Origin of the sequence: Providencia burhodogranariea DSM 19968 (assembly GCF_000314855.2) — a bacterium.
Classification (GTDB): Bacteria; Pseudomonadota; Gammaproteobacteria; order Enterobacterales; family Enterobacteriaceae; genus Providencia; species Providencia burhodogranariea.
This window is the reverse complement of record NZ_KB233225.1, coordinates 1-13,276: the sequence shown is the minus strand read 5'-3', so window position 1 is coordinate 13,276 and position 13,276 is coordinate 1. Positions and strand designations below refer to the sequence as shown.

General features: G+C 32.5%; 13 protein-coding genes. 4 read left to right on the top strand and 9 right to left on the bottom strand.

Going from position 1 to position 13,276, the window contains the following annotated elements; all coding sequences use genetic code 11:
* The first annotated feature begins 168 nt into the window (after positions 1–168).
* The 3 genes from idi to OOA_RS16025 all read left to right on the top strand — a co-directional run bounded on the left by idi (position 169) and on the right by OOA_RS16025 (position 2,632).
* On the top strand, positions 169–705 hold the full coding sequence (gene idi / locus OOA_RS16035; protein WP_008913215.1) for an isopentenyl-diphosphate Delta-isomerase: 537 nt from the start codon (positions 169–171) through the stop codon (positions 703–705).
* Positions 706–1,374: 669 nt separating this feature from the next.
* Positions 1,375–2,178, top strand: coding sequence for a winged helix-turn-helix domain-containing protein (locus tag OOA_RS16030; RefSeq protein ID WP_008913214.1), 804 nt, complete (start codon positions 1,375–1,377; stop codon positions 2,176–2,178).
* Positions 2,165–2,632, top strand: coding sequence for a hypothetical protein (locus tag OOA_RS16025; RefSeq protein WP_008913213.1), 468 nt, complete (start codon positions 2,165–2,167; stop codon positions 2,630–2,632). Before OOA_RS16030 ends, OOA_RS16025 begins: the two co-directional genes overlap by 14 nt.
* A 136-nt stretch (positions 2,633–2,768) precedes the next feature.
* On the opposite strand, the gene OOA_RS16020 is transcribed toward OOA_RS16025, so the two are convergent.
* From OOA_RS16020 to OOA_RS15980, 9 genes are all read right to left on the bottom strand, one after another.
* The gene (locus OOA_RS16020) at positions 2,769–3,920 is read right to left on the bottom strand and encodes an adhesin (RefSeq protein WP_236611258.1); all 1,152 of its coding nucleotides are present in this window, start codon (positions 3,918–3,920) and stop codon (positions 2,769–2,771) included.
* 29 nt (positions 3,921–3,949) lie between these two features.
* Positions 3,950–4,483 (bottom strand): fimbrial protein, encoded by a 534-nt coding sequence (locus OOA_RS16015; RefSeq protein WP_008913211.1) that lies wholly within the window; start codon positions 4,481–4,483, stop codon positions 3,950–3,952.
* Complete coding sequence (locus OOA_RS16010) at positions 4,483–5,016, bottom strand: fimbrial protein (RefSeq protein ID WP_008913210.1); 534 nt, start codon at positions 5,014–5,016, stop codon at positions 4,483–4,485. Before OOA_RS16010 ends, OOA_RS16015 begins: the two co-directional genes overlap by 1 nt.
* Positions 5,009–5,428, bottom strand: coding sequence for a hypothetical protein (locus OOA_RS16005; protein WP_008913209.1), 420 nt, complete (start codon positions 5,426–5,428; stop codon positions 5,009–5,011). The genes OOA_RS16010 and OOA_RS16005 overlap by 8 nt, the downstream gene beginning before the upstream one ends.
* Before the next feature lie 40 nt (positions 5,429–5,468).
* A complete protein-coding gene (locus OOA_RS16000) occupies positions 5,469–6,206 on the bottom strand; it encodes a fimbrial biogenesis chaperone (protein ID WP_008913208.1) in 738 nt (245 codons plus the stop codon).
* Positions 6,207–6,243: 37 nt separating this feature from the next.
* On the bottom strand, positions 6,244–8,808 hold the full coding sequence (locus OOA_RS15995; RefSeq protein WP_008913207.1) for a fimbria/pilus outer membrane usher protein: 2,565 nt from the start codon (positions 8,806–8,808) through the stop codon (positions 6,244–6,246).
* Between the two features lie 61 nt (positions 8,809–8,869).
* Positions 8,870–9,448, bottom strand: a complete 579-nt coding sequence (locus tag OOA_RS15990; RefSeq protein WP_008913206.1) for a fimbrial protein — start codon at positions 9,446–9,448, stop codon at positions 8,870–8,872.
* A gap of 62 nt (positions 9,449–9,510) precedes the next feature.
* Positions 9,511–10,062 carry a fimbrial protein gene (locus OOA_RS15985; protein WP_008913205.1) on the bottom strand — a complete coding sequence of 184 codons (552 nt, stop codon included), beginning with the start codon at positions 10,060–10,062 and terminating at the stop codon, positions 9,511–9,513.
* A gap of 162 nt (positions 10,063–10,224) precedes the next feature.
* Entirely contained in the window at positions 10,225–10,566 is a 342-nt protein-coding gene (locus tag OOA_RS15980) for a helix-turn-helix domain-containing protein (RefSeq protein WP_008913204.1), read from the bottom strand.
* A gap of 1,229 nt (positions 10,567–11,795) precedes the next feature.
* Between OOA_RS15980 and OOA_RS20930 the strand changes: the two genes are divergently transcribed.
* Positions 11,796–12,002 (top strand): LysE family transporter, encoded by a 207-nt coding sequence (locus OOA_RS20930; RefSeq protein WP_336431281.1) that lies wholly within the window; start codon positions 11,796–11,798, stop codon positions 12,000–12,002.
* The last annotated feature ends 1,274 nt before the right edge of the window (positions 12,003–13,276 follow it).

The window sequence follows — 13,276 nt, the reverse complement described above, 5'->3', positions numbered from 1 at the left end:
AATGCAACAATCAAGCAACTCGAAGAATGACAAATCTATCTTAATATTCATCACTGTAAGCTTTAATAATTAACAAATAACCAACATTTAAACAGCTCAAATCTACAAATAAGAAGTATTAAACTATAATACTATGGTCTAACATTTCATCACCCACTAAGATATATTATGAATGAAAATATAATTCTTGTTGACGAAAATGATACTGAAATAGGCACGATGCCTAAACTATTAGCACACCAATTAGGGAAGTTACATCGCGCATTTTCTGTATTTATTTTCAATAATAAAGGCGAATTATTAATACAGCAGCGAGCTGCTCATAAATACCATTCTGCCGGTCAATGGGCAAATAGCTGCTGTAGCCACCCACGCCCCAATGAAACTACCTTGAATGCAGCAAAACGTAGATTAATAGAGGAACTTGGTTTTTCTACAGCGATTTCCCCTGCTGGCCATTTGATTTACCATTCTGATGTGAGTGGTGGGTTGATAGAACACGAGTATGACCATCTGTTCGTTGGTCATTATAATCAAGAAGTAAGTCCTAATCCTGATGAAGTTGCCGCAACTCGCTGGGTGACAATATCCCAATTACGTAATGAAATAGAAAGCACCCCTGAACAGTTTACACCTTGGCTTAAAATGATATTAGAGCAACTTTCTAAAGGAAATCTAATAGAAGAACTTTCATATTTAAAATAAAATTTTTCCTCACGCTTAAAAAACGTTATTTTTTTTCATTTAATCAATTATTTTAACTTAATTATTATTACGTAATAAAATATTTTGTAACGTTAATTTATTTTTATCATGGGTGAAATTAACATATTAAAAACAAAAACAAACATTAGCGGTCGCGGCATAACAAAAACCCAACAATAACGATTAGTTTTAACAATTTCCGAGTTTAAATATAAAAAACGCTAAGAAATGTGAAGTAAAATTAAATACATTAATAATTAATGTGACAAGCACAACTAAAATCATTGCCAATCTATATTAATATCATACGGAAATCTCCTAAACTTAGATTAACTCTAAATTTTTTAAAATATAAATATAGCTACGGTAACTTTAATAGTAAATAGAATGAAAATATACAATAACGATTATCGCATACAGACTACCCTCATCTAAAAAGTGATTTATAATCATCCACAACCCCATCACTCCTTTTACGATTACTCAATCAGATATTAATTTAATTTAATCCACTCTTTTTTAAATACTTAAAAGTAATAACTAGAATAAAACATCAAACAATAAATCACTCAAATTATGAAGCTTCACATGAATTTAATTATTATGTTATAATTAATAATTAAATTCATTCAATTCTCATTCCTACGAATTAAATATAACGAGCAATTTATGATATATATTATCAATAATGATATTGAATTCCATTATAATGAGGGGGAGTTGATATCTAGAAGCTTAAACGTAAATAAAAAATTATTAGCGCCATCAACAAGGATATTAAAACACCTTATCGATAATAGTGGTAATATAACAACACAGCAGGAATTATTTAAAATAGGATGGGGGGAAAAAGAAAAGTACGTTACTAATAATGCATTTTATCAAAACATCCTATTAATTAGAAAAGCATTTGAAGAGCTTCATCTAAAAAGTAACATTATCACGACAGTACCAAGAAAAGGGTATTTAATCAATAACAATGTTCACATTGAAAAATTAGAAGTGGAATTGATTGCTATTGATGATGAAAAAAAACAAAATACAATAGAAAAAGATATTAATCCTACTGCTACTGCTACTGCTACTGCTACTGCTACTGCTTTAAAGAATAAAAAATATATCCCCATATTGTTATTGTCATTTTTGTTTTTTGTTATCTATTTTTATTTTTTTCAAAATGCAATTTCTGATAATAAAAAAACATTATTTAATTATGAACATTGTGGAAACTTAAAAGGTAAGAATATATATTGTAATTATGACAATGACCATGACGATAACCATTTAAAGCTAATCGAAAAAGAAACCGCTAATTTAGATGAACGATATAGAATAGTTTACTTAAAAAGTTATAAATATAGAAATGACTTTTCCTTCTTAGTTTGTGAAAATAAATTTAGCCGGTTCAATCTACGCCCTAACGATTGTATTTCTTATTACATCATAGGAAAAACCCCTCATGAAACTAATTAATGTATTTTATTTATCCTGTTTTTTAGTTATATCCGCAGCTCTTATTTTTATTTTAAACAAAAAAGATGATTTTTCAAATATAAGTTGCAGTGCAAAATTGAAAATGAAATCATTGAATGAAGATACTATATCACATATTTATTTTAATTTGGCTTTAAGTAAAAATAACGGTTGGATTAAAATAAAAGGAGATATCAAAAATGGAAATGATTCATCTATAATAAATAGGAAAGTATTTTTCAGCTATACGCAATCTAAAAACACATTAAATCTAAATACAAATGAAATAATTACATATAAAAGCGATAATGCAAAAAATGAAATTTTAGAAAATATATTTTCTTATGCTTATATTTATAAAGATTCTAATATGGATCTTTCCATTTACCCTCAGGGAGATGGTGGGTATTTTATTTCTTCCACCGAACAACATGGTGTGTATTGTCAACCATAGATACATTAAAGTTAATCTAGATGATTAAAAAAAAACCGAATCACATATATTTGTGATTCGGTAAAGTTGAAAAAATCCATGTAATCAATCAAGAAATTATTATAGAGTGATTATTTAATTCTTTGTTGTGATAATTTCAATCAAAGGTTGCAATCAACCATGCTGAGCCACGATAATCACCGGCAACCGCATTTTTTCCTTGAAGATGACTGCTAATAGTAATGGTTTTTAAATCTTTTATATTCACTTTAAAATCGGTTCCTGATTGCCCTGTTGATTCATCGACCATTTTTAATTCACTGTATATTCTATCTTCATTATTAGTCGCATTAATCATCGGTAATCGTTTTTGGGGATCACCATCGGTTGCATAATCTAAGCGTAATCGAACATCTGTCGATTTCGAAAACGTACAATTATAAGTCACTTTCTCTGTAACCAAGCTATCATAATTCAAGCTATTTAAATGCCCATGTTTTAAGTTAAGGGTACTTGCCTGACCAGTACTGGTCGTGGTTTTACAGGAGGAGTCAACATTAAGTACTGAAGAAGCTAGGCGCATAGGTGCCGTTGACTCACCAATTGGCCAGCTACTAAAAGGTGGTGTAGTACGTTTAGCAGTATATGCCCTAACATACCCACCAAGATCCATACCTGCAATGACAATTTGGTTATCAATAATTTTTTCATTAATGTAGAAAGTAACAGTAATTGGAAATTGCATAGTAAAATCCGATACACTTGCTGTTAGCTGGTTCAACCATGTTGAGCAAGCACCCGCGCTCATATTAACCCATTTATTAGTCATCTTTGACTCAATTGTCACAGCAACATTATTGTTGATTCTATAAGCATTTATGCCCTCAATTTTGATCCCCAGTTCTGGTATAGATATGAAGAGTCGATGGAAAGCATTATTAGCCTCAAGAAGACCCTGAAAGTTTGGTGCCCACTTTTTTCCCATACATAAGGCTGTTCCTGAAATAGTAACAGACGAAGCATTTTCCTGAATAATGATAGGATTACCGATGCGATAATAATTTTTCCCATCTGAACCTATTACAGGATCAGAGATCTTAGCATTATTGCTTGTTAATCGTATTAAATAACCACTAGTGGGATTTTTAACCACAGCAGCATAATCAGCGTAAGTGTATGTACTAAATAATAAAAAAACACTCAAATAGGAAAGGATTAATTTAAAATTATAAAAAAATACATTTGGAAATTTAATTTCTTGAAATTTATTACGTAAATAAATATTTATTCGAAAAATCCAATAGTTCATTTTAAAATATCGCATAATCAATAATCTCATTAATAATAAGTCACTGCAATCGTCATCGTAGATGTGAATTTACCTGCTTCTAGTTGATTAACTGGTACAGTACTTACCAGTTTTGCTTGCAAATCAATCTTAGATTGAGAACTACTAATATTTTCTGGGTAAATACGTTGTTTTTTACTCACATCTAAAGAACGAACATTACCACCAGTCACTTCATTAAAATCAATTCCTAACCCACTAATGCTCGTCGCAAGAATTTTCTTTCCGTTATATAATAATGTTCCCATTCCTTTTGGGCTCAATATAATGGCAAGATTTTTATTCAAATTACAGCCCGTAATATAAAGTGGGAAATTATTAACTGCCTTTGATTTATTCACATCATCGATATTAAGTGTTCCAAAGCTAATTTTTAATGGTGAGCTATTATTTTCACTGCGAATATCACAAGTAGGTTCTATCATTGTGGCCGTAACATCGAGTAATACATCTGCATAGCTAAATAAAGGTTGTAATAAGAATAGTAGCAAACAAGATCGGTTCAGCTGATTGATTATTTTCACTATTCATACTCCACATTAAACATAATTATGCTCGAAAAATCACCTGTCTTTGCTTCGCCTGTTGGCGGTTTTCGAACAAAAACACCAAAATCTAATTGTTGTGTATTATCAACGACAGAAATAGCACCGACGCTCATTGGTTTATTCCATATAATGGGTCGTTCATCTTTATCTACTAACCCTAAGAGGACATTACTGTCGCCCTCAGTGGCGATGAAACTGTCACCTTTTACAGTAATTAATTTATTGCTTATCCACGTTAGTTTGATAATTTTCTTCAAATCCATTGCACTGCATTTATCAATAGCAATAGAAAATGGTGTTACGGCACTAGAACCATTTTCATTAATAAATTGCCAACGTAAGTTATACAACGGGACATCCTGCTTAATTGATTTTGATGATATTTGACATGCCGTAGCGATTAATTCACCATTAAATTCAACATCAAGAGTATTGGAACTATATGCTAACGGTGCCCCTAAAAAAAATGGAATTAATAACAGGTACCTAAGTTTATTTATCTTATTCATAACTCACCTCTAATCGATATGTTCTATTACTTTCCATAAATAAAGGTAAATTAATAAGATTATCGCCATTGCGTAAATAAATAGCATGACGAGTATGAGTATAACCTCTTTGGACATCGTACAATTGGAACGATACGGGAGTTTTCGCTGCACTATCGAATACTTTCATTGCACCAAATACTGAACCAGCACCACACTCCGTCAGTATTGTTTTCCTTGTTTTTATGTCCGTGCGAAAGTTACAAGGTGCGTTAAATACTGTAGCGTTTACTTTCACCAATCCTTGATGTGATAATTCATAATCGGATTGTTTTACTGGTGTATTCGCAACAAGACTCTTAGCCCATACAGAAACACTGAAGATGCTCCCAATAATAAGCGGTAATAACCAAATCATCTTCTGTTTTTTCATTATGTTATCCTCTTACTTCCACCCATTATTACGATAGAAATTAAAGTTCACCCGTGACAGAGCATGCCTCACCTTGACAACTAAAAGTAAGTGTTGGCTTTCCACCGTAATCATTAATATAAGTAAGATAAGGTGTTGATAAAGCTGGTGAAGAAACTTCTTGTGCAGATTTTGGCGGTACCATTACCACATTAAAAGCATTTTGTTCAGCCTGTGCTTTACTATTACCTAACCCAATCACAGTTAAATTAAATGGTGTTGTATTATTAATACGATACCCTTTCGTAGTCTTAGTTAATGTCACTTTATGTGCCCATTTTGTTTCAGACTCAGACAAAATACTGGTAGGTCGATAGAATAATTTTACTCGAGACTGCAAAGCAATCTGCAGTGTATTACCCTCTGCAGACTTTGGTGGCACTTCCCGTAAATTAAAATAAAATACAGATTCACGATCTTGTGGCAATTTTCCCAATTCAGGGGTAGTACTTAAACGAATCAAACTATTGCTATTAGGTTCAATTCGTTGCAAAGGGGGAGTGGCCAAAATTGCGCCTTTGGTTAATTTATTTCCTTTTAAATCTTCAATCCAACTCTGCGCTAAATAAGCTTCTTCAGGATTGTCATTAGAAATGGTGACATTGATGGATTTTTCTGTGCCTGGAAAAATAATCCGTGTTCTATCTAACGTTACGGCACTATGAGCACTCATTGATATTAGTGCAGTTGTTGAAAGTAATGTCGCCAGTAGCCCATGGCGTAAACGTAAATGAAACATAGTTAACCTCATAAAAATAAATTAAATACTTTTAAAATTATTCAGACTCTATTTGAGTCCGTGGTACTGAAGGCGTGGCCATAACAGTATTATTTGATTGTAAACATGGCAGCAATAACATATTGGACTTGGTATCCATATTTTCAGGCAATAAAAGCTCACACTGCTTTTCACCAGCCCAATGAACAGATAGCCTTTCTCGTGGTGAAATCCCTACTAACCAAGTCACACCATCTTCTCCCACAATACCTAATTCACGATTATCGACATTGCGTACACTCGCGCCAAAAGGTGGGTTTTTGCCATTTTTCAGTGATAAAATGGCAAATAATTTTTCCCCTTTCATCACGGGTAAACTACGATAACCAATTGCACCTTTCGTCAATGTAATATCTGTTGTCGATGCTAACGTTTCCATGTTTTCAGGTAGCTGACTGGTATTAATAGACGCAGTAGACTTACGATAGCTATTGATATTTGGGAGCACAGCTAACCCCAATCCATTAGTTTTAATCACTCCACTATCTAATGGCACACCACTAGCACCTGGTGTTTCTATCATTAATCGTGTATCACCATTTGCACTACGATGTAGTGCGACGCCATGAGATGTTGCAGTAATACCACTATTAATTGATGCACCAAAACTACGATATTGGTGAGGTACATAACTCGCATTTGCTGAAAGATTAGCCTGTGATAAGTCGCGTGAATAATAACCACTAATACTTGATTGGCTATCCATATTTTGCCCGTGGTTATAACCCACACTTAAATTATAGTTATCACGATCGCTATATCCGCTATAACCAATATTATGGTTATATTGATTGTTCCCACCTGAACGCGAGTAGTTTTCTGAAAATGTCAGGCTATTCCCTGTAAATAATGGAACCGTAAGATATAAGTTAATCGCATCATCTTTATAACCACTATCACGCTCTGTTCGTGTAGCTGAAATTGATAAGTTTGCATTTTGCTGAGATAGCCCAGGAATGCTAATATTGGTACTTGCATATAAACCATATTGAGTTTGTGGTTTATCTTGCCAGTAAGTACTGTATTGATAATTAAGAGAAATATTAAAGTTATCAAAATATTTATTTAGATAAATTTGATAGTTTTCTTTTGGCGCACGGTTCACATATCCAGTACGATCTTCATCCATAAACTGCGTTAATGTACGGTAATTTCTATCCGCAAAACGATAACCTGCAAACGTAATATCGGTTCGTAAATCATCGAAAGATTTTGCATAATTCAATCTATATGAACGCCCTTGTAAATTTTCTTGTTTAAAGTGAGCGACAGATTGGGTGATATCCAATGACAGTGCACCGAAAGCGAATAAATCTCGCCCAATACCTATAGCAACAGTTTGATAATCGCCATTAACCTGTGATCCACCATACAATGACCATGCATTAGATAAACCATAAGAAAGCTCGCCTCCAATAACTGGTTTTCCAGTTAAATGATGACCATCATAACGAGTTTTACCTGCAACTAATTTATAAACAATACGACCAGGTCGAGTTAAATAAGGCAATGATGCTGTACTCAAGCTGAATTTTTTTTCTTCTCCGTTCTCTTCACGTACTGTGACATCTAAGACCCCACGAATACCGCTGTCTAATGTTTGAATACGGAAAGGCCCTGGTGGAACAGTTGTTTCTAAAATAACGCGGTCTTGACTGCGTACAGTCACAGTGGCATTGGTTGTGGCGACACCAATAACTTCTGGCGCATAACCGACCAATTTTGGTGGTAACATACGGTCATCACTTTCTAATGAAACCCCACTGTACTGCCATGATTCAAATACATCGGAATAAAAATAGTTTTCTCCTAACGTCAAGAGAGAAGCTATTGTCTTCAACGACGTAAATGCATAAAGCCGACTAAAATCAAATTGATGCGTTTCTAATGGATTTGTACCACCATGTTGCTTTTGATAAGTGGCATTGTAGTCACCCCGAACGCGCCAAGCGCCTAAATTGACTCCCGCGGTTCCATTAGTTGATAAATAAATCTGTTTATTACCCGCAGTTTCTTCTGTCGCTGTCGCTGTTGCACTATAATCAATAAATGCACCATTAATCCCGTCCTCCCATAAGGCAGGCGGTATCCAGTTAGGATCTCGATATTCCATCCATGACTGTGGAATGGTCATTTTTAGTGATAAGGTTGAAAGCTCTACGTTAAGCTGAGCACCTGTTAAGGCTGATAGATTCAAACATTGTTTATCATGTGTCGTAGTAACTTGCTCTCGTACTGATTCTTTTAACCCCAATAAATCCAACATATCTGCCGGTATACACGTCAACTCCATTGGTGTTTCTACATCATTATTTTGTGCATATACTGTGATATCACGAGGAGCACCTAAACGCTGGCCATTAACAAATACTGTTAAAACATAATTACCTGGTGGTACATACCCAGCAACAGAAAATTGGCTCATATCTACGTTTTGAATATCTTCTGCATCTAATACATCAGTATTAAATTCAGTAGCATGCGCTGTCCATACGGTAACACTTAATGCTAATAAAACGGCTTGCCTAATATTGCTAAGTTTGAACATCATGCCCTGTACCATCCCAAATCCGATAATAGTTTTCCTTCAACATCCATTTCATTGAGGGGATTATTTCTGTGTTTTATTGATAATCGATAAAAAAACGAATCAGTCCTTGATAACTTCCCGCTTGAATAGGCTTTCCTGTCAATTCGAGTTGCAGAAAGTAACGCAAAAATAGTGTTTTCCCGGATTTATCTTGCAGTAATACATTATTAAATAAGGGGTAATTATGTCCTGGTATTAGTTTTCGCATTTGGTTATCGAGCACGGAAATTCCCAATCCTTGGGAAGGGCCTTGCAGTACAAATGCATTTATATGCTCTGCACTTTGACCATCAAAACGTATTGTCCAAGTTTTACTATCAACAAAAGAATACACACTGCCACAATCATGAAGTTCAATGTCAAACTGTTGAAGATATTGCTCTCGTGAGGATTCCGTCGATAACATGGGTAAAGTTAACGGTGAGAAATCTACAGTTTGATCGCGATTATCCATGGTGATAGAGCATGGTGTTGAAATCACACTCCCAACGAGCTGGGTTATTCCTTCATGCCTCGAACCAATTTCTGTTGCTGCAAATATTGCAGAACAACCATACATTAGTGCAAACATGATCCCTGTTATTTGAAAGCTTAGACGCAGATAGACAGCCACCCTTTTCTCCCTTAAAAGTATTAAAGTACCGCCAGTGGAATGCTGGCGGTTAATCCAGATACTTACTGGTAAGTAATACGGAAGTTAGAGATAGCGCTAAATTTACCTTCAGCTACATCTTTAGAAACATCAATTGCTTTAGCTAATGCTTTAAATGTCAAAGTATTGTCGCCTTTTAGATTAACAACACGAGCTAATACATCTTGTGCTTTACCAAATTCAAAACCATCGATCGCAACACCCAGGTTATTTACGTTACCAGTAGAAGTTGAGAGTAAAGTATTTTCTTTATCTGCGTAGCTTTGACCTGTGAAAACTAATTCCATTGATTTCACTGCAACTGGGTTACCTTGAGCATCTTTACTAAAATTAGTGAAGTCACAACCTGTGAATTTAATATCAAAATCAGTTTCTGCTGCTTTACCACTTTCTAATGCTTTACGAGATAATTGACCGAAATCAACAGTTTGTTTTAAAGATGATTGTGCAATATTACATGGAGTATTAACTACTGATCCAACAAAGTTAATTGTACCCGTGTTATCTGCCATTGAGCTTAATGGTAAAACAGATACTGCAAATAAGGTTGCAACTGCTAGCTTAGCTAATTTCATTTTATTTCCTTTATAGTTTAATATAAAAATTCATCTATCATATAAAAATAGATTATTATTAGTCTTGTTGCTCATCCAATTTAATATTATTAAAATAGATAAGGATATAATTGGTGATAATTAAAACCAATTATAGCTTCATCTACTGTTAATTAATTATCACTAATTTAAAATAGATACGTCATTGATTACTTCAAATATAACATAAGGTCTTATTTCTAAGATTTTCATCAAGCAAATAAATTTAGGTAGATCTATTTGGTTAACACCACGCTCATATCTAGATACTTGCTGCTGACTAATTTGAAGTTTATCACCTAATTCTTTACCTGACATACCTCGTTTTAATCTGTTTTCACGTATTACCTGACCTATAGCTTTAGATATTTTATCTTTATATAATGAAAGATCTATTTCTTCATCATCATTATTAGATTCAAATGAAGAATTATTTTCCAAATCATATGAACCATATGAATTCATTAATTCAAAATTATCGCGCATAGCTAATTACCTTTAGATACTTATCGTTTAGGATAGTTATGAATCATTTAAATAGTAACCAACCAGTCACTAATCAATTTGATAATCTCTAATAAAATAAAAAATCAAATCGCTCTTCATCACATCAACATCACTTCGGAAACTGTGAACAATAATAGTTTTTTTTTGATATTTTTAAACCAAAAAAGAGTTAAAGAAAAAATTTAAGAAAAATACCTTTTATTTTCAATGATTTGAAAATACTCATTTAAGTGGTATTTAAGTTTAACCAACCTTATTTTATCTTAATATTAGATAAAACCCCCCTAGAGAAAACTATTTAATCCTATTTTAATTAGGAAAAAATAATATTAATTTCAAAAAATTATTTTTAAAACAGAAATATCTTAAAAACTCCCATTTTCATTATTTTTCATTAAGAAGATAAAATCTTAGGTTATTCATTAGATATGCTAACTATACTTCCTTCCTTAAATTTATGAGTACCTTTCCATTAAAATTAAACAATCAACCCTTAAAATTTTCAAAATTTATGAATCATTTGATATAAGGATACTATTAATATTAAACATTAATTACTAATTATTCTATGAAGCCACTCATATCATTGAAACTTACCATATTAAAAAGATAAAAGTTTCAATATATAATCTTAATATTGTATGCATCAATAGCTCACTCCCTAAAATTTAAGTTACATAAAATAATTTTCCATATACTGATAAACAATTCATTCGTACTAAATAGCCCTAACATTTAATCAGATTAATTCAACACTAACTTAAATTTCAATTTTATAGTTAATTAAGTATGTTTATTCACATCAGCTATTACCTAAAAAATTTGCTTAGTTAACTATCTTTACACAATAATTACTTGGTTCATCTTTAAATGTTTTACTATAATGTATATGCATATCTTACTAATTTTTAATATTTTTAATTAACATTTCAATATTCTGACTTTCATTAATCATTCACACCTGTACAAATAAGATCCATCCAAGTATATTCACTTATTTATTATCACGATAGGTGGTGAAAACTATTAAATTCAAAAGGGTTCAATTATCCATGATTAAACAAATTTACTGGCACTCGGCTTTATTGCTCTCTTAATAGTATTTACATCTGAACCTAATATTATTTATTTAGTTTCATGACCTATTTGTCAGTATTAGCAAGTAAATTTTATTTAATTAACAGCTATGACTTTAGGCTTTATTTTATATATATATTCGCTTAGCAGGCGCATTATATCTTCTTTATCTTGCTTGGCAGGCAATAAAACCAAATGGTAGAGCTGTATTTAATGTCCAAATCCTTCCTATAGACAGTACTTTTAAGCTATTTATCATGAGATTTTTTATAAGCATAGCAAATCTCAAAATTGCTATTATGTCTCTTTCGTTACTTCCACAATTTATCTTATCCTAATATGGAGGTATTCTCGTTCCGTCCTTAGCACTTAGAATAACTAAAATGTTAATTAGCCTTAGTATAAACTCTATGATTATTGTAATAGCGAGATCAATTTTGTTGTTATTGATTAGCCGCCCATCGTTGCAGACCATACAGCGCTGGTTGATGGAAACAGTCTTTGCTGGATTAGCATTAAGAATGGTTTTTGAATCGAGGAAGCCATCTTTTAATTTAAAATAAGCCGGTTATTTTGATTGCCTACTTATAAAACTGTTCATTTTGCGTCGTTTCATTAGTTATTATCTACCTTCAATTTGGACTCAAATATCATGAAATTCAAGATAATAACTTTCGATTTCACTCAGTTTTGGCTGATTTATACTATCTAATTTATCATCGTTAGAACCGCTCTTAGGAAGCGACCCACCAAAGGTCAAAGCTAATTAATACATAGTAATGGTGTTATCGTGTGCTAATTACATCATATATTTCAAAATCAATAATTTCGTATTTATATCAACTTTATCCTTATAAAACTAATTCATTGATTTTTAAATAAAAAACAAAAAATCGTGACATGTCACATTACATAATAAAATAGAAAAGTAAATTATTTACTAGTTTAAATCTCAGTGATCTATTCACATCGCCAATTCGATTACCGCAATGGTACTAGTTTTACGCTCTCTAACTCATTCGTCTCACACAAGCCAAGCGATAGATAAAAAACAAGATAATTCAATTCACTATCTCCAAAACAAGTGAACTGCTACATATTAGTTAGTAATCATTTACAGACAAAATATCAACACAGTAGTATTACAAATAATTTTGCTCTTCCTAAACACGAAATAAAGCAAACTGAGTCAAATTTATCACGCCAACCCCTCAACCATTAGAGGTAAGTTATCTGTAAATTAGTGAGCTGTTACTCACTAGTTTACATCGTGAGAATATATTCATATCAGTAATTCTTTCTATTAAATAGGATGGTTATTTACCTTTTTAAATATAAAATTTGTAATATCAATCACACCCCACAATTCTATGAATTAGCATGTGAAAATAAGTGAGCTATTACTGACTGATTTACATCGTGATAATCCATTCATGCTGTTAGTTCGAGCAGAGTAACACGCTAAATATTCACGGGTAAATAGGATCACGGATTAAAGATAAGTCAGAATGAAGATAAGAGATAAGAGATAAGAGATAAGGGATAAGGGATAAGAGATAAGAGATAAGAGATAAGAGATAAGAGATAAGAGATAAGAGATAAGAGATAAGAG